Here is a 22,284-nt window from a genome sequence, read left to right on the forward strand (position 1 = left end):
CTTGTGTTCAGGCTCGCGGATCTTGTACCAGGCCACATACAGGGCCGGCAGGAACAGCAGCGTCAGCAGGGTCGCCACGATGATCCCGCCAATCATGGCGTAGGCCATCGGCCCCCAGAACACCTCGCGGGCAATCGGGATCATGCCCAGGCTCGCCGCCGCCGCAGTCAGCAGAATCGGCCGGCGCCGATGGTTGGTGGCCTCTACCACCGCATCCCACGGCGACAAGCCCTGGGCTTCGAACTCGTCGATCTGGGTCACCAGGATCACCGAGTTACGAATGATGATGCCCGCCAGCGCGAGAATGCCGAGAATCGCCACGAATCCCATGGGCGTACCTGTGGGCACCAGCGCGATGATCACGCCAATCAGCCCCAGCGGCGCCACGCTGACCACCAGGAACAGCTTCTGCACGCTGTGCAGCTGGATCATCAGGAACGTCGCCATCAGGAACAGCATCAGCGGGATGACCTTGCGGATCGGCCCCTGCGCCTTGGCGCTTTCTTCCACCGTACCGCCGGTGGCCACTTCGAAGCCCACCGGCAACTTGCTGGCGAACTCGTCGATCTTCGGCTTCAACTGGGCCACCAGGTCGGTTGGCTGGATGTCGCCGTTGACCGAGGCCTTGATGGTGATGGTCGGCTTGCGGTCACGGCGCCATACCAGCGGCTGCTCCAGCTCGTAGCGCACGGTGGCGAACGCCAGCAGCGGGATCGAGGTGCCGTTGGGTGTCAGGATCTGCAGGTTCTGCAGCGTATCGGGCGAGCCACGCTCGCTATCCTCGGCACGGGCGACCACGTCGACCAGGTAGATGTTGTCGTTGACCTGGGTGATCTGCACACCGCTGACGATGCTGTTCATCACATTGGCCACATCCTCCGACGACAGGCCCAGCTGGCGCGCCTTGTCCTGGGCGATTTCCACGCGCAACACCTTACCCGGCTCGTTCCAGTCGTAGATCATCTCGCCAATGTGCTCGTTCTGGTCGAGCAAGGTGGCCAGCTCGATGGCATGTTTGCGCACCTCGTCGATATTGGCGCCGCTGACCCGATACTGGATCGGCCGGCCCACCGGTGGGCCCATTTCCAGCGATTGCACGTTGGTGCCGACGCCAACGAACTCTTCATGCAGGATCTTCTGCAGGCGGTCCATCATGGCCTGGCGTTCCTCGAAGCCCTTGCTTACGATCACCAGCTGCGCGTAGTACGGGTTCTGCAACTGCTGGTCGAGGGGCAGGTAGAAGCGGATCGCGCCCTGGCCGATGTAGGTACTCCAGTGCACCAGGTCCGGGTCGTCCTTGATCCGCGCCTCGAAGCGGTCGACCACCTTGCGCGTCTCCTCGATCGAGGCGTTCTGCGGCAGGTTGAGGTCGACGAGGATTTCCGGGCGGTCCGAGGACGGGAAGAACTGGTTCTGCACGAAGCGCTCGCAGAAGATCGCCAGGGCGAACAGCACCACGGTGCCGATGATGGTCAGCCAGCGGTTGCGCATGCACCACAACAAACCATGTTCGAAGGCCCGGCCGACACGGCCCGGCTCGGCCTCATGGGGCTTGAGCTTGGCGCTGCTGAGAATGTGCACACCTAGCACCGGGGCGAAAAACACCGCCACAACCCACGACACCATCAGTGCCACGGCAATTACCGCAAACAGCGTGTAGGTGTACTCACCCGCCGAACTGGCGTTGAGGCCGATCGGCACGAAACCGGCCACCGTCACCAAGGTGCCGGTGAGCATGGGGAAGGCTGTGGAGGTATAGGCAAAAGTCGCCGCCTGCTCCTTGCTTTCGCCCATTTCCAGCCGGGTGACCATTACCTCCACGGTGATCATCGCATCGTCCACCAGCAGGCCCAGGGCGATGATCAGCGCGCCCAGCGAAATCCGCTGCATGGTGATACCGCTGTATTCCATGAACACGAACACCATGGCCAGCACCAGCGGGATCGAACAGGCCACCACCAGCCCGGCACGCACGCCGAGGCTGACGAAGCTCACCGCCAGCACGATCACCACCGCCTCGAACAGCGCACTGGTGAAGCCGCCCACCGCTTGCTTGACCACCACGGCCTGGTCGGAAACAGTGTGCACCCCGACGCCCACCGGCAAGTCTTCGATCACCTTGTCCATGCGCTTTTTCAGAGCCGCGCCGAACACCTGGATATTGCCGCCGGCCTTCATGCCGATGGCCAGGCCCAACGCCGTCTGGCCGTTGTAGCGGAACATCGGCGAAGGAGGGTCGACGTAGCCGCGCTCGATATCGGCGATATCGGCCAGGCGGAAGAAGCGGTCGTTGATCTTCAGGTTGACGGTTTGCAGGTCCTTTTCCGAGGTGAACTGCCCGGAGGTACGCACCGAGATACGTTCCGGCCCGGCCTCGATCACACCGGCAGGGGTCACGGCGTTTTGCGATTGCAGGGCCTGCATGACCTGGCGCTGATCGATGCCCAAGGCTGCCAGCTTGCGGGTGGAGAAGTTCAGGTACAGCACTTCGTCCTGGGTACCGATCAGCTCGATCTTGCCGATGTTGGGCACATCGCGCACTTCGGCCCGCGCCTGTTCCACGTAGTCGCGCAGCTGGCGCAGGGTCAGGCCGTCGGCGGTGAAGGCGTAGATCGAACCGAACACATCGCCGAATTCATCGTTGAACCCTGGCCCCTGGATGCCCGCAGGGAATTCACCGCGAATATCCTGGATTTTCTTGCGCACCTGGTACCAGATTTCCGGGATGTCCTTGGCCTTGGTGGTGTCGCGCAGGTACACGTAGACCGTGGATTCGCCGGGGCGGGTGTAGCTTTTGGTGTAGTCGAGGGAGTCGAGTTCCTCTAGCTTCTTCTCGATACGGTCGGTGACCTGGTACAGGGTTTCGTCCTGGGTCGCGCCGGGCCAGCGGGTCTGGATGACCATGGTCTTGATCGTGAACGACGGGTCTTCCTCACGGCCCAGGTTGAAGTAGGAGAAGATCCCCATCAGCAGGCCAACGAACATCAGGTACCAGACGAACGATTGATGCTTGAGTGCCCAGTCGGACAGGTTGAAGCTTCCTTTCATTGCGCATCCTCGTCGAAGGTGACCTTCTGGCCGGGCTTGAGGCTGTTCACGCCCGCTGTCACCACCCGCTCGCCGGGCTGTACGCCCGAAGTCAGGACGATGCTGTCGGCGGTGCGGCCGATCAGGGCCACGTCACGAGTGGCCACGGTCTTCTGCTGCGTATCGATCACCCATACCTGGGTCTTGCCGTCGCGCTCGAGCAAGGCACTCAAAGGCAGTTCGCTGCGTGGCGATACCTCCGAACTCAGGGTCACGCTGATGGCGGTGCCCAGGTGGAAGGCCGCCGGGGTGCTGGCCAGGGTCAGGCGAGCGCGGCGGGTGCGAGTGGTGGCGTCGGCTTGGGGTTCCAGTTCCCGCAGGCTGGCGGTGGTGTTGATGGTCGGGTCCAGCTGCGAAGCAACGGTGAAGGTCAGGCCTTTGCTCAACTGCTCGGCCAGGCCGATCGGCAGGTCGATCACTGCTTCCTTCACATCCGGCCTGGCCAGGGTTACCACGGCCTGGCCGGCGGTGACGGTTTGCCCGGCTTCGGCCTGCCAGGCAGTGATTACCGCAGCGTGGTCGGTGCGCAGGGTACTGTAGTCGAGCTGGTCACGCGCCTGGCTGAGCGCGGAGCGCGCCTGCTCCAACGCCGAGCTGGTGGTTTTCAGGTTGGTCTGGGCGATATCCAGCTGGGCCTGGGCGCCTACGCCACGGTCGTAAAGCTGTTGCTGGCGGCGGGCATCGGCCTGGGCGTTGATCCACTGCGCCTGCACCTTGGCCAGATCGCCTTCGGCGGCGCGCAACTGGTTCTGCTGGTCGGTCGGGTCGAGGGTGGCCAGGATGTCACCCGGTTTCACCTGAGCGCCCACATCCAGCCAGCGCCGAGCAATACGCCCGGAAACCCGGAAGCCCAAGGTGCTTTCGAAACGCGCCTGGATACTGCCGGCGAAACGGCCCAACTGCGACTGCACCTGGGGTTCGACCTTGACCGACAGCACCGGCCGAATCGGCTCTGGTGCTTCGTCCTCGCTACTGCAACCGGCCAGCAGCACGCCGGCCGACAGGATCATCAGCAGGCGATTCATAGCTCCCCCCCTTGGGCGCTGGCATCTACCTTCTGCACCTGCATGCCGGGGTGCAGCAACTGCCCGCCATTGACCACCACGGTTTCGCCGCCTTTCAGGCCACTGGCGACCACGATCCTGCCGGTGAGATAACGGCTGACCTCGACCTTGCGCAGCTCTACCTTGTCACCCTCGCCCACTACCCAGACGGCGGGTTCATGCAGGGCCTTGGTCAGTGCCGACCATGGCAGCTCGATGCTTGGCCGCCCCTGTGCATTGGTGGTGGCCGTCACCGGTGCACCCAGTTGCATCCCTGGCGGTACATCCCGCAATCCGACCTTGACCTGTACCGTGCCGCTTTGCGCAGACACTGTTGGGGTGATTTCGCGCACGAAGCCACGGGCCTGGACCTTGGGGTCGTCCAGCAGGCTGACGATCACGCCGGCATCGCTGGCTGGAGCCACCAGCAGCGATTCGTAGACATTGAACACAGCATCACGGTCGCCATCGGTGGCGAGGCTGAAGATTGGCATGGTCGCCTGCACCACCTGGCCGACCTCGGCCTGGCGCTCGGTGATGACCCCATCGGCCTCGGAGACCAGCGCGGTATAACTCAGTTGTTCGTTGGCGTTGGCCAATTGCGCCTGTGCGGCCTTGAGCGCGCTCTGGTTGCTACGCAGCGCGGCTTCGGCGGAATCGTATTCGCTCTGGCTGGTGTAGCCCTTGGGCAACAGCTTCTGCTGGCGAACGAAGGCAGCGCTGGTCTGGGTGACCCGCGCCTGCGCGGCGAATACCTCGGCCTTGGCCGAGTCGACATTGTTCTGCAGGTCTTTCGGGTCCAGCCGCGCCAGCACTTGGTTGGCCTTTACGTGGTCACCGACATCGACACTGCGCGAAATGATCTTGCCGCCCACACGGAACGACAGGTCGGTCTGCACCCGCGCCTGTACATCGCCGGTCAAGGTGACCCTGGCCGCGAAGTCGGTGGGTGATACCTGTTGCACGCCTACGCGAGGCAGTGTTTCGGTGGTTTCTTCCTTACTACAGCCCGACAGCAGGGACACAAGCCCCAGGCAGACGACCAACAGCGGACGCATCAACGTCATGCAGGCTCCTTGCTTGCGCGCAAATGATTCGTGGGATGCGACTGTTAGCGTAGATCAGGGTTCGATAAACGGCACTGACCGCGATCAAGCTGGCATTTTCGGCGCCTGCGCGAGCCTCTTCGCGGGTAAACCCGCTCCCACAGGGCATGCGCAAGCCCTGAAGGCTGCACAGTCCCTTGTGGGAGCGGGTTTACCCGCGAAAGGGCCGGTACAGGTCAGAGCTGAACTGAAGCCTTGTTCAGCCCCAGTTCGATGTCATCGATCAGTGCTTTGGCAAAGCCGCTGAGAATTCTCGCGGCACTACCGGCCAGCCGGTCATTTTCCATCTCGGCTTCGGTCGTCAGGTGATTGATGCACCCGAGCATTACGGAGAGTTCGGAGAAGGCATGGTTGAAGGGAATATCTCCTATATCTGGACAAGGAGTTGCCACCTTCATCTTTCTCACGGATCAGGGCGGCAACCGTACGCGAGGTGAGAAACCGCGGATATAGGAACGCAGCCAGACGTAAGTCTGCCCGCGCACGGTTGCCATGACGAAAGCACTATATCGTTGGGTTCTCACACCCAGTCCCAAGTACGTTATCCCTGAGGCATTTCCCCAGCAACAGAGCAGCTTCCACACGGCTCGTAGGATAATTCCCAAGCCGATCCAACTGAAGCCTTTGGTTTGAGTTGATGAAAAGTCGTACGCCTCGAGGGCCTCTTCGCGGGTGAACCCGCTCCCACAGGGTTATGTGCAGCCTTCAGGACCTGTGCGATACCCGCGAAAGGGCCGGTACTGCCATCCGCAAACCTCTGCCATATCCAGAAACCATGATCTACACAGCCCCCGCATCTCAGCCACTACCTTTGAAAAGTCACCTGCTTTTCAAGGAAGAAGCCAATGTCGCGAGCCCAGTCTCACCTGCTTCGCCGTGGTCGCTATTCAGAACTTGGCCGGCTCTATCTGCTGACCACCGTCACCCACCAGCGCAAGCCGCTGTTCCATGATTTCCAACATGCCCGGCTGGTCATTCACCAACTGCGACAATCAGACCAGGAACATGCCTGCCGATCATTGGCCTGGGTGCTGATGCCGGACCATCTGCATTGGCTGATCGAGTTGAAAGGTTCGACGTTGGGCACCTTGATGCGCAGGTTCAAGTCCAGGTCCAGTCTGGTTTTGCATCAGGCGGGGGTTGAGCATGATCCGGTATGGCAGTCTGGGTATCAGGACCGGGCACTGCGGCGGGAGGAGAGCATGGTACATGTTGCCAGATACATTGTTGCCAACCCCTTGCGGGCTGGCCTGGTCAGAAGTGTCAGGGACTATCCACATTGGGATGCAGTCTGGCTTTGAATCTGTGCTGGGGCCTTCGCGGGTAAACCCGCTCCCACAGGGATTAACACAGGCCCGAGGCAGTGATATTCCTGTGGGAGCGGGTTCACCCGCGAAGAGGCCGGATCAGACCGACGCAGCCACCTGCGCCGGGCGCTTGACCTGTGGCTGCGAAGCATTCGCCGCAGCGCCCTCTTCGATCGCCTGCTGAATCGCCTTGCGACGACGCTCTTCGGCCTGGCGACTGAAGTACCAGACGAAGAAGGTCACCAGCGACACCGACAGCAGGATCAGGCTTGCCACGGCGTTGATCTCCGGTTTCACGCCCAGGCGCACTGCCGAGAACACTTCCATCGGCAAGGTGGTAGAACCAGGGCCTGACACGAAGCTGGCCAGCACCAGGTCATCCAGCGACAGGGCGAACGACATCATGCCGCCCGCCGCCAGCGACGGCGCGATCATCGGGATGGTGATCAGGAAGAACACCTTCCACGGCTTGGCACCCAGGTCCATCGCCGCTTCCTCGATCGACAGGTCCAGCTCACGCAGGCGTGCCGACACCACCACCGCCACATACGCCGCACAGAACGTGGTGTGGGCGATCCAGATGGTGACGATGCCGCGCTCCTGCGGCCAGCCGATCATCTGCGCCATGGCCACGAACAGCAGCAACAGCGACAGACCGGTGATTACCTCGGGCATCACCAGCGGCGCGGTGACCAGGCCACCGAACAGCGTGCGGCCCTTGAAGCGGGTGACCCGGGTCAACACGAACGCCGCCAGGGTACCCAGCGCCACCGCCGCCACCGCCGTGTAGCAGGCGATTTCCAGCGAACGCATCACCGAACCCATAAGCTGGGTGTTGTCGAGCAAGCCGACGTACCACTTCACCGACCAGCCGCCCCATACCGTCACCAGCTTGGAGGCGTTGAACGAGTAGATCACCAGGATCAGCATCGGCAGGTAAATGAACAGCAAGCCGAGCACAAGCATCAGCTTGGAGAAACTGAAGCGCTTCATGCCCTGCCCTCCATTTCTTTGGCCTGGCTGCGGTTGAACAGCAGGATCGGCACGATCAGGATCGCCAGCATCACCACCGCCAGTGCAGAGGCCACCGGCCAGTCACGGTTGTTGAAGAACTCTTGCCACAGCACCTTGCCGATCATCAGGGTTTCCGGGCCGCCGAGCAGTTCAGGGATCACGAACTCACCCACCACCGGGATGAACACCAGCATGCAGCCGGCGATGATGCCGTTTTTCGACAGCGGCACGGTGATCTTCCAGAAGCTGTTGAAGGTGCTCGAACCCAGGTCCGAAGCGGCCTCGAGCAGGCTCGGGTCGTGCTTCACCAGGTTGGCGAACAGCGGCAGGATCATGAACGGCAGGTATGAATAGACCACACCGATGTACACCGCCAGGTTGGTGTTGAGGATCTGCAGCGGCTGGTCGATCAACCCGGTCCAAAGCAGGAAGCCGTTGAGCAGGCCGTTGTTGCTGAGAATGCCCATCCAGGCATAGACGCGGATCAGGATCGCGGTCCAGGTCGGCATCATGATCAGCAACAGCAGGACCGTCTGGGTTTCCTTCTTGGCGTTGGCAATGGCATAGGCCATCGGGTAGCCGATCAGCAGGCACAGCAGGGTGCTGAAGAAGGCCATCTTCAGCGAGCCAAGGTAGGCCGAGATATACAGCTCATCCTCGGTCAACAGGCCATAGTTGGCCAGGTTGAGCACCAGCTGGACCTTGTCTTCGACGTAGCTGTAGATCTCGGTATACGGCGGGATCGCCACGTCGGCTTCGGCGAAGCTGATCTTCAACACGATGAAGAACGGCAGCATGAAGAACAGGAACAGCCAGATGAACGGCACGCCGATCACCAGGTGCCGCCCCTCCGGGGTAATACGCTGGAAGGCTCGCTTGAGCTTGCGCAGTTTCATGACCGCAGTACCACGCCGCTGTCGTCTTCCCACCACACGTACACTTCATCGCCCCAGGTCGGGCGCGTGCCCTGGCGCTCTGCGTTGGCGACGAACGACTGGACGACCTTGCCGCTCGGCAACTCGACGTAGAACACCGAGTGCCCACCCAGGTAGGCAATGTCGTGAACCTTGCCACGCGACCAGTTGTGCTCGCAGGTCGGTTGCTGGGTGGTGACCAGCATCTTTTCCGGGCGCAGGGCGTAGGTGATGTGCTTGTCTTCTACCGAAGTGGTGATGCCGTGGCCGACATAGATCTTGCGCTCCAGCTCCGGGCTGGCAATGATCGCGTGGCCTTCGGCATCGTCGACCACTTCACCTTCGAACAGGTTGACGTTGCCGATGAACTCGCACACCAGGCGGCTGGTAGGCGTCTCGTAGATATCCACCGGCGAGCCGATCTGGGCGATCCAGCCCAGATGCATGATGGCGATACGCTGGGCCATGGTCATGGCCTCTTCCTGGTCGTGGGTCACCATCACGCAGGTCACGCCCACGCGTTCGATGATCTCTACCAGTTCCAGCTGCATCTGCGAACGCAGTTTCTTGTCCAGCGCACCCATCGGCTCGTCGAGCAGCAGCAGCTTGGGGCGCTTGGCCAGCGAGCGGGCCAGGGCCACGCGCTGGCGCTGGCCGCCGGACAGCTGGTGCGGCTTGCGCTTGGCATACTGTGTCATGTGCACCAGCTTGAGCATCTCGGCCACACGGGCCTCGATCTCTGCCTTGGGCATCTTGTCCTGCTGCAGGCCGAAGGCAATGTTCTGCGCCACGGTCATGTGCGGGAACAGCGCGTAGGACTGGAACATCATGTTGATCGGCCGCTCGTAGGGCGGCATGTCGGTGATGTCGACGCCATCGAGGAAGATCCGCCCTTCGGTCGGGCGCTCGAAGCCGGCCAGCATGCGCAGCAAGGTGGACTTGCCGGAACCGGAGCCACCCAGCAGGGCGAAGATCTCGCCCTTGCGGATTTCCAGGGACACATCGTCCACGGCTACCGTTTCGTCGAACTTTTTCGTGACCCGGTCGATCTTGACCAGCACCTGCTTGGGTTGCTGGCCACCCTCGAGGGCTTTTTTATAGGCACCGGAGGCAACTGCCATGAGTGAAACTCCCAACAAGATTTTTGTGCCCGCGAGCCCTGTTCTACAGGTGCCGCCACGGGCCTGGATTTTTACTTGCCCGACTTGACCTTGGTCCAGCTACGGGTCATCAGCCGTTGCACCTTGGGTGGCAACTCTGAATTCACGAACATCTTGTTCAGCACTTCCTGCGGTGGGTAAACCGCGGCGTCAGTCCTCACGGCCTGGTCCATCAGGTCGCCAGCCTTGGGGTTCGGGTTGGCGTAACCGACGTAATCACTGACCTGGGCGATAACCTCAGGCTTCAGCAAATAGTTGATGAAGGCATGCGCCTCTTTGACGTTTTTGGCGTCCTTGGGAATCGCCAGCACATCGAACCAGAGGTTGCCGCCTTCCTTGGGAATGGCGTAGGCCAGGTTCACGCCCTTCTTCGCTTCTTCGGCGCGCGCCTTGGCCTGGAACACATCACCCGAGAAACCTGCCGCGACGCAGATGTCGCCGTTGGCCAGGTCGGTGATGTACTTGGACGAGTGGAAGTAGGTCACGTACGGGCGTACCGCCAGCAGCTTTTTCTCGGCGGCCTGGTAGTCCTTGGCGTTGGTGCTGTTGGGGTCCAGCCCCATGTAGTTGAGCACCGCCGGCAGCATCTCGTCCGCCGAGTCGAGGAAGGCCACGCCGCACTTGGCGAGCTTCTTCATGTTCTCGGGCTCGAACAGCACTGCCCAGGAGTCGATGGTGTCCACGCCCAGCGCGGCCTTCACCTTGTCGACGTTGTAACCGATGCCGTTTGTGCCCCACAGGTAAGGCACGGCGTACTGGTTGCCCGGGTCGTTCCTTTCCAGGCGCTTCATCAGCGCCGGGTCCAGGTTGGAATAGTTGGGCAGCAGGTTCTTGTCGAGCTTCTGGAACGCGCCCGCCTTGATCTGCTTGCCGAGGAAATGGTTGGATGGCACGACCACGTCATAGCCGGTGTTGCCGGCCAGCAGCTTGCCTTCCAGGGTTTCGTTGGAGTCGAACACGTCTTGCACGGGTTTGATGCCCGTGGCTTTCTCGAAGTCCGCGAGTGTGGTCGGGCCGACGTAGTCGGACCAGTTGTAGAAGTGCACCGTAGGCGCCGCTTGGACGCTGCATGCCAGCGTCAGGCCCGCTCCAGCCATCAAGGCCTTGCGGAATACAGAAATGGACAAGTGGGTGGTCCTCACAATCAGTGCCTGGGTAGCGACAATGCTGCCGCACACGCAAAACCGGCGCGCAACTTACCTTCGCAGCTTCGATGCCGCAATCATCAATTGCCTTTCACTGGCTCTGGGCCGGGGTTCCCCGGCCCAGAGGTACCGCATCGGGCTTATTTGCCCGACTTGATCTTGGTCCAGCTGCGGGTGATCACACGCTGGGCAGACGCTTCAGGCGCAGCGATCGCGTACAGCTGCTTCTTCACTTCAGCTGGCGGATAGATGCTCGGATCGCTGGTGATTTCCTTGTCCACGAACTGAGTGGCGGCAGCGTTGCCGTTCGGGAAGCGCACGGCGTTGGTGATCTCGGCCATGATTTCCGGCTGCATCAGGAAGTTCATGAACTGGTAGGCAGCGTCTTTATGCTCGGCATCCTTGGGGATGGCGACCATGTCGTAGAAGGTACCGGCACCTTCCTTCGGAATGACGTAGTCCACTTTTACCTTGTCGCCGGCTTCGTGGGCACGGGCCTTGGACTGTTCCAGGTCACCCGAGTAACCGACAGCTACGCAGATGTTGCCGTTGGCCATGTCGCCGATGTACTTGGACGAGTGGAAGTAGGTGATCGAAGGACGGATCTTGAGGAACAGGTCCTCGGCGGCCTTCAGGTCTTCCTTCTTGGTGCTGTCGGTCGGCAGGCCCAGGTAGTGCAGCGCGGCCGGCAGCATTTCGGTCGGGGCATCCAGGAAGCTCACACCGCAGCTCTTGAGCTTGGCGATGTTCTCAGGCTTGAACACCACGTCCCACGAGTCGATCTTGTCCACGCCCAGCGCGGCCTTGACCTTCTCCGGGTTGTAGCCGATGCCGATCGAGCCCCACATGTACGGGAAGGCGTGCTTGTTGTCCTTGTCGCTGGCATCGCCAACGGCCTTGAGCAGGTCAGGGTCGAGGTTCTTCCAGTTCGGCAGCTTGGAGCGGTCCAGTTCCTCGTACACGCCAGCCTTGATCTGCTTGGCCAGGAAGTTGTTAGAAGGCACGACGATGTCATAGCCCGACTTGCCTGCCAGCAGCTTGGCTTCGAGGGTTTCGTTGCTGTCGAAGACGTCGTACTTGACCTTGATGCCCGACTGCTTCTCGAACTTGGCGATGGTGTCCGGAGCGATGTAGTCCGACCAGTTGTAGACGTTCAACACCTTGTCTTCAGCCTGAACAGCGGTAGCCATGGCACCCATCAGGGCGGCGGCCAGCAACGTCTTGCCCATTTTATTCATGCGTAATGCTCCAGAATTTTTTATTTAGCCATCTGTTCAGCAGCCAGGACCTACGGTGCAGAGCGCGCGGCGACTGAAACAGTCGCTAGTCTGGCAAGTTACAAGGCTCTGTATCAAGGAAAGCAGGGCCTTGTAACGACTTAATGTCACATCGCTAGCCTAGCAAACTGTCAACGAATCGCTTCAAGCGTCAGGTCCAGGCATTTGCGTGCCTTTTCCACCAGTTCGTCGATCTCTGCATGGCTGATTACCAGCGGTGGCGCAATGATCATGGTGTCACCCACCGCGCGCATGATCAGGCCGTTGTCGAAGCAGAAGGTGCGGCAGATCATGCCCACGCCCTTGCCTTCGTAACGGCTGCGGGTGGCTTTGTCCTTGACCAGCTCGATAGCGCCGAGCAGGCCCAGGCCGCGTACTTCACCCACCAGAGGGTGGTCCTGCAGTTCACGCAAACGCTTTTGCAAATACGGTGCCGCTTCTGTGCGCGCCTTCTCGACGATTTTCTCGTCACGCAGGATGCGCAGGTTTTCCAGGCCTACGGCGGCCGCTACCGGGTGGCCCGAATAGGTGAAGCCGTGATTGAAGTCGCCGCCTTGGCTGAGTACCTGGGCCACGGTGTCACGCACTATCACACCGCCCATGGGGATGTAACCGGAAGTCAGGCCCTTGGCGATGGTCATCAGGTCGGGCTTGAGGTCGTAGTAGTCAGAGCCGAACCACTCGCCGGTACGGCCGAACCCGCAGATCACTTCGTCGGCGACGAACAGGATGTCGTACTTGGCGAGGATCTCCTTCACCTTCGGCCAGTAGGTTTCCGGCGGGATGATCACGCCGCCGGCGCCCTGGATCGGCTCGGCGATGAAGGCGGCGACATTGTCTTCGCCGACTTCGAGGATTTTCTGCTCCAGCTGCTCGGCCGCCCACACCCCGAACTCATCCGGGGTCATGTCGCCGCCTTCGCCGAACCAGTAAGGCTGCGGGATATGCACGATGCCCGGGATCGGCAGGCCACCCTGCTCGTGCATGCCGCTCATGCCGCCCAGGCTGGCGCCAGCCACGGTGGAGCCGTGGTAGCCGTTGATGCGGCCGATGATGGTCTGCTTCTGTGGCTTGCCTTTCAGCGCCCAGTAATGGCGGACCATGCGCAGCACGGTGTCGTTGCCTTCCGAGCCGGAGCCGGTGAAGAACACATGGGTCATGCCTTGCGGCGCCACGTCGGAGATTGCCTTGGCCAGTTCCAGCGCAGGCGGGTGGGCAGTCTGGAAGAACAGATTGTAGTACGGCAGCTCGCGCATCTGCTTTTCTGCCGCCTGCACCAGTTCTTCACGGCCATAACCCACTGCCACGCACCACAGGCCAGCCATGCCGTCGAGTATCTTGTGCCCCTCGCTATCCCACAAATGCACACCCTGGGCCTTGGTGATGATGCGCGGCCCCTTCTCCTTCAGCTGCTTGTAGTCACTGAAGGGCGCGAGGTGGTGCTCCCCGCTCAGGGTTTGCCATTCACGGGTTTGCGGGTTGTTGACGCTCATGTGCTTCTCCGTTGTTCGACAGCCGCGTCCTGCGGCACCAAGTTGATCAGACAGCAAACAGCAGGAACTCACGCTCCCAGGAACTGATGACTCGCTTGAAGTTCTCGTGCTCGGCGCGCTTGGTGGCGACGTAGCCGGTAATGAACTTCTTGCCCAGGTACTGCACCAGTGCACGGCTGTTTTCCATGCGTTCCAGGGCATCTTCGATGGTCAGTGGCAGGCGCAGGTTGCGGCGTTCGTAGCCACGGCCCTGCACCGGCGCGCTGGCATCGATGCCTTCGACCATGCCGATGTAGCCACACAGCAGGCTGGCGGCGATGGCCAGGTAAGGGTTGGCGTCGGCGCCCGGCAGGCGGTTCTCGACCCGGCGGCTTTGCGGGCCGGCGTCCGGCACGCGCAGGCCGACGGTACGGTTTTCCTCGCCCCATTCCACGTTCACCGGTGCCGAGGTGTCGGGCAGGAAGCGGCGGAACGAGTTGACGTTGGGGGCGAACAGCGGCAACGCCTCGGGGATGAACTTCTGCAAACCACCAATGTGGTGCAGGAACAGTTCGCTCATGCTGCCGTCGTCGTTGCTGAAGATGTTCTTGCCGGTGGTCACGTCGACCACGCTCTGGTGCAGGTGCATGGCACTGCCTGGCTCGCCGGTCATGGGCTTGGCCATGAAGGTGGCGGCCACATTGTGCTTGAGCGCGGCCTCGCGCATGGTGCGCTTGAACACCAGGATCTGGTCGGCCAGGTGCAGGGCGTTGCCATGACGGAAATTGATCTCCATCTGCGCCGTGCCGTCTTCATGGATCAGCGTGTCGAGGTCCAGCTGCTGCAGTTCGCACCAGTCGTAGACGTCTTCGAACAGCGGGTCGAATTCGTTGGCGGCTTCGATCGAGAACGACTGACGGCCGGTTTCCGGGCGGCCCGAACGGCCTACCGGGGGCTGCAACGGGAAGTCCGGGTCTTCGCTGCGCTTGGTCAGGTAGAACTCCATCTCCGGCGCGACGATCGGCTGCCAGCCCTTGTCGGCGTAAAGCTTGAGGACTTTCTTCAGCACGTTGCGCGGCGACAGCTCGACCGGGTTGCCCTTCTTGTCATAGGTGTCATGGATCACTTGGGCGGTCGGCTCGATGGCCCATGGCACAAGGAACACGGCGTTCTCGTCGGGGCGGCAGATCATGTCGATGTCCGCCGGGTCCAGCAGTTCGTAATAGATGTCGTCATCGACATAGTCGCCGGTCACGGTCTGCAGCAGCACGCTCTCGGGCAGGCGCATGCCTTTTTCGGCGATGAACTTGTTGGTAGGCGAAATCTTGCCGCGCGTGATGCCGGTCAGGTCACTGATCATGCATTCGACTTCGGTGATCTTGTGCTCTTTCAACCAATCGGTGAGCTGGTCGAGGTTGTTACTCATAAATACCTCAGGAGGTAAGGTGGTCCGCGCACTGATTCTGGATGGAGTACATTGCTAAAGCAAAAACCCCCGCGCAGAGCCACAGTGGATACACTGAAAACAGGTGCGTCCGTAATGAGTTCGAAGGGCAGGAAGACGAAACGAAGGGCGGCAAGCCGCTAAGAGGGCAGGTCCGGGAGCGCCAAACGTCAATTATTGCGGCCAGGGCGGCCACGCCATCGACAAAGCTTGCAAAAATGACGTATGTACCCGATGGCACCGCGCAGGCAGTGCTTTCAGGTCTCGGCAAGCGGACCATGTGACCCTCGTATTATTGTGTTCTGGGTTGAGACCGAGCTTAGCCTTGTTCATTTTTTTACACAACACCTCCGTAAAAAATAAAACACGGTTGGTCGGAGATAGCCCTTTGCGCGGGAAATAGCGGATAATGGCTTGCCCCGAGATGCAGCAAATCTGCCGTCGATGTGCCATTTCAGGGCATCATGGGGTTGGCTTGACATCAGTTTGTCTTTTCGATTGACTGGTCTTGCAAGCCCCCCTTGATTGATATTTTTAACAACAAAGGTGTTGCATCATGTCGGTACCCCCGCGTGCCGTTCAGCTTAACGAAGCGAACGCGTTCCTTAAGGAACATCCTGAGGTTCTCTACGTTGACCTTCTGATTGCAGATATGAATGGTGTGGTGCGTGGCAAGCGCATAGAGCGCACCAGCCTCCACAAGGTTTACGAGAAAGGCATCAACCTGCCTGCCTCCCTCTTCGCCCTGGACATCAACGGTTCCACCGTTGAAAGCACCGGGCTGGGCCTGGACATCGGCGATGCTGACCGCATCTGCTACCCGATCCCCGGCACCCTCTCCAACGAACCCTGGCAGAAGCGCCCGACCGCCCAGCTGCTGATGACCATGCACGAGCTCGAAGGCGAGCCATTCTTCGCCGACCCGCGTGAAGTGCTGCGCCAGGTGGTCGACAAGTTCACCGAGATGGGCCTGACCATCTGCGCCGCGTTCGAGCTTGAGTTCTACCTGATCGACCAGGAGAACGTGAACGGCCGCCCGCAGCCACCGCGCTCGCCAATTTCGGGCAAGCGCCCACAGTCGACCCAGGTGTACCTGATCGACGACCTCGACGAATATGCAGACTGCCTGCAGGACATCCTGGAAGGCGCGAAGGAGCAAGGCATCCCGGCCGACGCCATCGTCAAGGAAAGCGCCCCGGCGCAATTCGAAGTCAACCTGCACCACGTGGCCGACCCGCTCAAGGCCTGCGACTACGCGGTACTGCTCAAGCGGTTGATCAAGAACATCGCCTACGACCATGAAATGGACACCACCTTCATGGCCAAGCCCTACCCGGGCCAGGCAGGCAATGGCCTGCATGTACACATTTCCGTGCTGGACAAAGATGGCAACAACATCTTCACCAGCGAGGATCCCGAGCAGAACGCCGCGCTACGTCACGCTGTCGGCGGTGTGCTCGAGACCCTGCCCGCGTCCATGGCGTTCCTTTGCCCGAACGTCAACTCGTACCGCCGCTTCGGCGCGCAGTTCTATGTACCGAACGCGCCAAGCTGGGGCCTGGACAACCGCACCGTGGCCCTGCGCGTGCCGACCGGCTCGCCGGACGCCGTGCGCATCGAGCACCGCGTGGCCGGTGCCGACGCCAACCCGTACCTGATGATGGCCGCTGTACTGGCCGGTGTGCACCATGGCCTGACCAACAAGGTCGAGCCGGGTGAGCCGATCGAAGGCAACTCGTACGAGCAGCTGGAGCAGAGCCTGCCGAACAACCTGCGCGATGCCCTGCGCGAGCTGGACGACAGCGAAATCCTGAACAAGTACATCGATCCGAAGTACATCGACATCTTCGTCGCGTGCAAGGAGAGCGAGCTGGAGGAGTTCGAGCACTCGATCTCCGACCTCGAGTACAACTGGTACCTGCATACCGTGTAAACGAAAACGCCGCCCACAAGGGCGGCGTTTTTGTTCAAGATCGGTGTCGCCTGCTTCGCGGGTAAACCCGCTCCCACAGGGACCACGCCGGCCTCAGGTCCGGTGATGATCCCGTGGGAGCGGGTTCACACGCGAATAGGCCCGTACAGGTTTACAAGGGCTTCTCGAAGATCTTCGAATTGCGCTGGTAGTTGTACAGCGAAGCCCGCGCCGCTGGCAGCCGCTCGACCCCGCTCGGCGCAAACCCGCGTTCGCGGAACCAGTGCGCGGTACGCGTCGTCAGCACGAACAGGGTGTTCAGCCCCAGCTGTCGCGCCCGGCTTTCGATGCGCTCCAGCAGCTCGTCACCACGCCCGCCATGGCGGTACTCCGGGTTCACTGCCAGGCACGCCAGTTCGCCGGCGTCGGAGTCGGCAATCGGATACAACGCCGCACAGGCGATGATCATGCCTTCGCGCTCGACCACGCTGAACTGCTCGATCTCCCGCTCCAGCACCTCACGCGAACGGCGCACCAGGATGCCCTGCTCTTCCAGCGGGCTGATCAGTTCCAGCAAACCTCCCACGTCCTCGATGGTCGCCTCGCGCACCACTTCGAACTGCTCCTGTGACACCAATGTGCCACCACCGCCACGGGTGAACAGCTCGGTCAGCAAGGCGCCGTCCTCGGCATAGCTGACGATATGGCTGCGTGCCACGCCGCCTTTGCAGGCTTCGGCCGCGGCATCCAGCAATTCGCCCTGGTAATCGCTGCCCAGGCGCTGCAGATGCGGGGCAACCTGCTGCGGGCGCAGCTCACGCACCAGCTTGCCATCGGCATCCAGCAGGCCTGGCTCGGCACCGAACAGCAGCAACTTGTCGGCCCCCAGTTCGATGGCGGCGCGGGTGGCCACGTCTTCGCAGGCCAGGTTGAAGATTTCACCCGTGGGCGAGTAGCCCAGCGGCGACAACAGCACGATGGAGCGCTCGTCTAGCAGGCGGCTGATGCCCTTGCGGTCGACCCGGCGCACCTCGCCGGTATGGTGGTAGTCCACACCTTCGAGCACACCGATCGGCCGCGCCGTGACCAGGTTGCCGGACGCCACGCGCAGGCGCGAGCCCTGCATGGGCGAAGCGGCGATGTCCATCGACAGGCGTGCCTCGATGGCCAGGCGCAGGGCGCCGACGGCATCGATCACGCAATCCAGGGTGGCGGCATCGGTGATACGCAAGCCCCGGTGGTAGTGCGGGGTCAGGCCGCGATCAGCCAGGCGGCTTTCGATCTGCGGGCGCGAGCCATGCACCAGTACCAGGCGCACGCCCAGGCTGTGCAGCAGCACCAGGTCGTGGACGATGTTGCCGAAATTAGGGTGTTCCACCCCATCGCCAGGGAGCATGACCACGAAGGTGCAGTCGCGATGGGCATTGATATACGGGGAGGCATGACGCAGCCAGTTGACGTAGTCGGGCATGACAGGGCCTGTGGATAAGTGGACGGAGAACGGCGATACAGGGGGCGTTCAGGATCATCGTCGGAACAGGCTTGCGGTCACGCGCGGTCTCCTCTAGGCAGGAACCAAACAGTTCGGTTGACGTTTAGTCCAGGCAATAGTGCCGGATCAGGTCACGCAATAGACGCACGGTAGGCTCGATTCGTGACATTTCCAGGTATTCGCCGGGCTGGTGGGCACAGGCGATGTCGCCGGGGCCCAGCACGATGGTCTGGCAACCCAGTTGCTGAAGATAAGGCGCTTCGGTGCCGAACGCCACCGCTTCGGCGCGATGGCCGGTCAGGCGCTCCGCCACTTGCACCAGCTCGGCGTCGGCGGCCTGTTCGAATGGAGGCACCTCCGGGAACAGCGGCGCATAGTCGATGCGCACCTCAAAGCGCTCTGCCACCGGCACCAGCTTGGCGCGGATGGCTGCGCGCAGTTGCTCCACGTCCATGCCTGGCAGCGGGCGCAGGTCGAATTCCAGGGCGCACTGGCCGCAGATACGGTTGGGGTTGTCACCGCCGTGGATGCAGCCGAAGTTCATGGTCGGGGTCGGTACGGTGAATTGCGGGTTGCGGTAGGTTTGCTGCCATTGCTGGCGCAGGCCCATCAGCTCGCCCATCACCGCGTGCATGGCCTCCATGGCGCTGCGGCCCAGGCTTGGGTCCGAGGAGTGGCCGCTGCGCCCGAGGATGTCGATGCGGTCCATGAGGATGCCCTTGTGCATGCGGATCGGCCGCAGCCCGGTGGGCTCGCCGATCACCGCCGCACGGCCGAGCGGCTGGCCGGCCTCGGCCAAGGCGCGGGCGCCGGACATGGAGCTTTCTTCGTCACAGGTGGCGAGGATCAGCAGCGGTTGCTTGAAATCGTGCTCCAGCAGCGGGATGACCGCCTCGATGACCAGGGCGAAGAAGCCTTTCATGTCGCAGCTGCCCAGGCCGACCCAGCGGCCATCGGTTTCGGTGAGCTTCAGCGGGTCGCTGGCCCACAGCTGTTCGTCATAGGGTACGGTGTCACTGTGCCCCGCCAGCACCAGGCCCCCCGGGCCGGTGCCACGGCTGGCCAGCAGGTTGAACTTGCCGGGGCTGACCTGCTGGATGTCGCACTTGAAACCCAGGTCGCCCAGCCAGCCGGCCAGCAGGTCGATGACCTGGCGGTTGGACTGGTCCAGCACAGGTTGGGTGCAACTGACCGAGGGCGCGGCGATCAGGGCGGCGAACTGGTCTTTCAGCGTCGGCAACGGCATGCGCGTACTCCTCGGAAGCGTTGCCCATCATAGCAATGCCGTCCAACCGTGTGGGCCTCTTCGCGGGTAAACCCGCTCCCACAGGGAAAGCGCCACACCTGAGGGCAGCACAGAAACTGTGGGAGCGGGTTCACCCGCGAAGAAGGCCACCACGATCCAACAGACGAGAGCCGACTCCTGTAGACTGCTGGGCAACCACGCCCCCTCCTTCGAGCCTGTGATGCACAAAGAAACCGAACTCAAGCTCCGCGCCAGCCGCGAGACCCTTGCCGCCCTGCGCGAGCACCCTCTGCTGAAAAAGCGCAACAAGTCCGGCTGGCAGACCCGCGAACTGCTCAACCAGTACTTCGACACCCCCGAGCGCGAGCTCTCCGCCGCCCGTGTCGCTCTGCGCCTGCGCCGCGATGGCGAGGCCATCATCCAGACCCTCAAGTGCCGCGGCACCAGCGTGGCCGGCCTGTCCGAGCGCAACGAGCACGAATGGCAACTGGACAAGGTCAAGCTCGACTTGAAGAAGCTCGACGACAGCTGCTGGCCCGCGCAACTGGCCAACCTGGACAAAAAGACCATCAAGCCGCTGTTCACCACCGACTTCAGCCGTGAATACGCCGAAATCGCCTGGGGTCGCGGCAAGAGCAAGGTGGTGATCGAGGCAGCGCTGGACCAGGGTTTCGTGATCGCCGGCAAGCGCAAGGAAGAGATCTGCGAGCTGGAGCTGGAACTGCGTGAAGGCGAGCCACAGGCTCTGCTGGAGCTGGCTGCCGAGCTTGCCGCCAGCCTGCCGCTGATGCCATGCGACATCAGCAAGGCCGAGCGTGGCTACCGCCTGCTGGAGCCGGACAGCTACGAGCTGGGCCTGCCGCACACCGAACTGGAGGCCGAAATGGCCGTGGACGACGCCTACGCCGCACTGGCCTGGCAACTGCTGGGCAGCAGCCAGCGCCTGGCCGAGCAATACCGCCACAACGGCCACTGGCGCCTGCTGCAGGACTGGGTCGAGTGCCTGAGCGAGCTGCGTGCCATTACCGCCAGCCTGGGCCAGGCCGCGCCGCGCGCCACCACCCGCGATCTGCGCAGCAGCCTCGACGCCCTGCTCGAAGACTGGCGCCCGCTGGTGCAGGCCGGCAACGAAGACGAAGATATCCGTCGCGCCGCCCCCGAGCAGTTCGCCGAAGAGCTGGAGGACGTGCGCTGGGGCCAGTTCTCGCTGGAAACTTCACGCTGGTTGCTGGCCCGTGCCTGGACCGTGGAGCGCAAAGGCCGTGGCGAGCGCCAGGGCAAGGCGCAGCTGGCAAGCTGGCTGGCGCACCTGTTGGGCGAAGAAGGCCGAGCGTTGAAGCTGCCGTTGTACACACAGCGCCCGGAAGACCTGGCCGAGCAACTGCCGCGCATCGAACAGCTGCTGGCCTGGCTGCACCATGCCCGTCAGGTGCTGGAAGCGCCGCAGATGGACCGCCTGTATGGCGACCTGAAGAAGCTGCATGAGCTGGCTGAACAGCCGATCAGCGATGAAGTGCTGGAAGCGCGTATCGAACAGGCTCGGGCGGTGGACCAGAGCCGCGGTTGGAAGCACCTGCTCAAGGCGTGATACCGAGTCGCCTGCTTCGCAGCGCAAGGCTGCTCCTACAGGTCACCGATATCCCCTGTAGAAGCAGCCTTGTGCTGCGAAGGCCTCATCACGAAAGTGGCAGGCTGGTGGTGGACTTGATCTCCGACAGCGCCACGATCGAGTTCACCTCCTGTATCCCCGGCACGTTCGACAGTTTTTCGAAGAAGAACCGTTCATAAGCCTCGATATCCGGGGTGACGATGCGCAACAGAAAGTCTACCGACCCCATCAGCACATAACACTCCAGTACCTCCGGAAACCCGCGGATTGCGTCGGTGAACTCGTTGAAGTTGGAGCGCCCGTGAGCGTTCAGTTTCACCTCGGCGAATATCTGCGTGTTCAGGCCGACCTTCTTGCGGTCCAGCAAGGTCACCTGCCCGCGAATCACTCCCTCCTCCTTCAACCGCTGGATACGCCGCCAGCAAGGCGATTGCGACAGCCCCACTCGCTCGGCGATCTGCGCACTGGACAGCGAAGCGTCCTCCTGAAGCAGCTCGAGGATACGGCGATCATAGGCGTCCAGCTCGCTGCGCATAAATAATTCTCCGGAAAAGGATTTAATGGCTAGAACAATTCGCCAGTACAGCGAAACGATCAAATCATAGCGAAAAAATACCACCGCCAACGTGCAAGAATTTCTCCTACATTTGCGGAGATCAGCATGAACGCACAGCCCCGTACCGACGCCTGGGCCGCCAGCAGCGCCCACAGCACCGTGCACTATCGCCTACAGGCCGAGGCCGAGCCTGACAGCCTGTGCCGGGTGCTCAATCTGTTTGCCCTGCAGTTCCTGACCCCGCACAGCGTGCAGGTGAGCCAGCAGAATGACTGGCTGGATATCGAGGTCGGCATCGGCGGCCTGAGTTGGCACCGGGCCGAGGTGATTGCGCAGAAACTGCGTAACCTGGTGTGTGTGGGTGAGGTGAGCCTGAGCAACTTGCAGCGGGTGGAGCTGGCGGTGGTCTGAGCCATGCTCGGTGCTTGTGCCGGCCTCTTCGCGGGTAAACCCGCTCCCACAGGTACTGCAAAACTTTCAGGTTTGTGCGGTCCTGTGGG

General features: G+C 61.9%; 19 protein-coding genes. 5 read left to right on the plus strand and 14 right to left on the minus strand.

What is annotated here, in order from left to right; genetic code table 11:
• From ACK1U9_RS19555 to ACK1U9_RS19570, 4 genes are all read right to left on the minus strand, one after another.
• The coding region (locus tag ACK1U9_RS19555; RefSeq protein ID WP_449110121.1) for an efflux RND transporter permease subunit at window positions 1-3,048 on the minus strand (3,048 nt) is incomplete at its 3' end.
• Window positions 3,045-4,112, minus strand: a complete 1,068-nt coding sequence (locus ACK1U9_RS19560) for an efflux RND transporter periplasmic adaptor subunit (protein WP_449110122.1) — start codon at window positions 4,110-4,112, stop codon at window positions 3,045-3,047. The genes ACK1U9_RS19555 and ACK1U9_RS19560, both read right to left, overlap by 4 nt.
• Window positions 4,109-5,197, minus strand: a complete 1,089-nt coding sequence (locus tag ACK1U9_RS19565; RefSeq protein WP_046613609.1) for an efflux RND transporter periplasmic adaptor subunit — start codon at window positions 5,195-5,197, stop codon at window positions 4,109-4,111. Before ACK1U9_RS19565 ends, ACK1U9_RS19560 begins: the two co-directional genes overlap by 4 nt.
• A gap of 215 nt (window positions 5,198-5,412) precedes the next feature.
• Window positions 5,413-5,634 (minus strand): DUF3077 domain-containing protein, encoded by a 222-nt coding sequence (locus ACK1U9_RS19570; RefSeq protein ID WP_046613610.1) that lies wholly within the window; start codon window positions 5,632-5,634, stop codon window positions 5,413-5,415.
• A 447-nt stretch (window positions 5,635-6,081) separates the two neighbouring features.
• Here ACK1U9_RS19570 and ACK1U9_RS19575 point away from each other — a divergent pair, with 447 nt between their 5' ends.
• Window positions 6,082-6,537 (plus strand): REP-associated tyrosine transposase, encoded by a 456-nt coding sequence (locus ACK1U9_RS19575; RefSeq protein ID WP_108480281.1) that lies wholly within the window; start codon window positions 6,082-6,084, stop codon window positions 6,535-6,537.
• Window positions 6,538-6,642: 105 nt separating this feature from the next.
• Here the strand turns inward: ACK1U9_RS19575 and ACK1U9_RS19580 are convergent, their stop codons facing one another.
• The 7 genes from ACK1U9_RS19580 to ACK1U9_RS19610 form a co-directional block, all read right to left on the minus strand.
• Entirely contained in the window at window positions 6,643-7,536 is an 894-nt protein-coding gene (locus tag ACK1U9_RS19580) for an ABC transporter permease subunit (RefSeq protein WP_046613611.1), read from the minus strand.
• Window positions 7,533-8,453: an ABC transporter permease subunit gene (locus ACK1U9_RS19585; RefSeq protein ID WP_015272217.1), complete on the minus strand. Its 921-nt coding sequence runs from the start codon at window positions 8,451-8,453 to the stop codon at window positions 7,533-7,535. Before ACK1U9_RS19585 ends, ACK1U9_RS19580 begins: the two co-directional genes overlap by 4 nt.
• Complete coding sequence (potA, locus tag ACK1U9_RS19590; protein ID WP_046613612.1) at window positions 8,450-9,592, minus strand: polyamine ABC transporter ATP-binding protein; 1,143 nt, start codon at window positions 9,590-9,592, stop codon at window positions 8,450-8,452. Before potA ends, ACK1U9_RS19585 begins: the two co-directional genes overlap by 4 nt.
• 71 nt (window positions 9,593-9,663) lie before the next feature.
• Window positions 9,664-10,758 (minus strand): polyamine ABC transporter substrate-binding protein, encoded by a 1,095-nt coding sequence (locus ACK1U9_RS19595; protein ID WP_044047171.1) that lies wholly within the window; start codon window positions 10,756-10,758, stop codon window positions 9,664-9,666.
• A 158-nt stretch (window positions 10,759-10,916) separates the two neighbouring features.
• Window positions 10,917-12,014: a polyamine ABC transporter substrate-binding protein gene (locus ACK1U9_RS19600; protein ID WP_046613613.1), complete on the minus strand. Its 1,098-nt coding sequence runs from the start codon at window positions 12,012-12,014 to the stop codon at window positions 10,917-10,919.
• 170 nt (window positions 12,015-12,184) lie between these two features.
• Complete coding sequence (locus tag ACK1U9_RS19605) at window positions 12,185-13,546, minus strand: aspartate aminotransferase family protein (RefSeq protein ID WP_046613614.1); 1,362 nt, start codon at window positions 13,544-13,546, stop codon at window positions 12,185-12,187.
• Window positions 13,547-13,592: 46 nt separating this feature from the next.
• A complete protein-coding gene (locus tag ACK1U9_RS19610; RefSeq protein ID WP_046613615.1) occupies window positions 13,593-14,951 on the minus strand; it encodes a glutamine synthetase family protein in 1,359 nt (452 codons plus the stop codon).
• 41 nt (window positions 14,952-14,992) lie between these two features.
• Between ACK1U9_RS19610 and ACK1U9_RS19615 the strand changes: the two genes are divergently transcribed.
• Together ACK1U9_RS19615 and ACK1U9_RS19620 are read left to right on the plus strand one after the other, a co-directional pair.
• Complete coding sequence (locus ACK1U9_RS19615) at window positions 14,993-15,253, plus strand: hypothetical protein (RefSeq protein ID WP_046613616.1); 261 nt, start codon at window positions 14,993-14,995, stop codon at window positions 15,251-15,253.
• Between the two features lie 272 nt (window positions 15,254-15,525).
• Window positions 15,526-16,902, plus strand: coding sequence for a glutamine synthetase family protein (locus tag ACK1U9_RS19620; RefSeq protein ID WP_015272222.1), 1,377 nt, complete (start codon window positions 15,526-15,528; stop codon window positions 16,900-16,902).
• Window positions 16,903-17,053: 151 nt separating this feature from the next.
• On the opposite strand, the gene argA is transcribed toward ACK1U9_RS19620, so the two are convergent.
• Window positions 17,054-18,352: an amino-acid N-acetyltransferase gene (argA, locus tag ACK1U9_RS19625; RefSeq protein WP_013974710.1), complete on the minus strand. Its 1,299-nt coding sequence runs from the start codon at window positions 18,350-18,352 to the stop codon at window positions 17,054-17,056.
• A gap of 124 nt (window positions 18,353-18,476) precedes the next feature.
• Window positions 18,477-19,619 (minus strand): acetylornithine deacetylase, encoded by a 1,143-nt coding sequence (argE, locus tag ACK1U9_RS19630; RefSeq protein ID WP_085601829.1) that lies wholly within the window; start codon window positions 19,617-19,619, stop codon window positions 18,477-18,479.
• A gap of 220 nt (window positions 19,620-19,839) precedes the next feature.
• Between argE and ACK1U9_RS19635 the strand changes: the two genes are divergently transcribed.
• Window positions 19,840-21,207 carry a CYTH domain-containing protein gene (locus ACK1U9_RS19635; protein WP_003259352.1) on the plus strand — a complete coding sequence of 456 codons (1,368 nt, stop codon included), beginning with the start codon at window positions 19,840-19,842 and terminating at the stop codon, window positions 21,205-21,207.
• A gap of 88 nt (window positions 21,208-21,295) precedes the next feature.
• On the opposite strand, the gene ACK1U9_RS19640 is transcribed toward ACK1U9_RS19635, so the two are convergent.
• A complete protein-coding gene (locus ACK1U9_RS19640; RefSeq protein WP_085601828.1) occupies window positions 21,296-21,763 on the minus strand; it encodes an Lrp/AsnC family transcriptional regulator in 468 nt (155 codons plus the stop codon).
• Window positions 21,764-21,889: 126 nt separating this feature from the next.
• Here ACK1U9_RS19640 and ACK1U9_RS19645 point away from each other — a divergent pair, with 126 nt between their 5' ends.
• Window positions 21,890-22,195, plus strand: a complete 306-nt coding sequence (locus ACK1U9_RS19645) for a hypothetical protein (RefSeq protein ID WP_153671412.1) — start codon at window positions 21,890-21,892, stop codon at window positions 22,193-22,195.
• Window positions 22,196-22,284: the final 89 nt, after the last annotated feature.

The sequence above is a fragment of the Pseudomonas sp. XP1 genome (assembly GCF_053557675.1).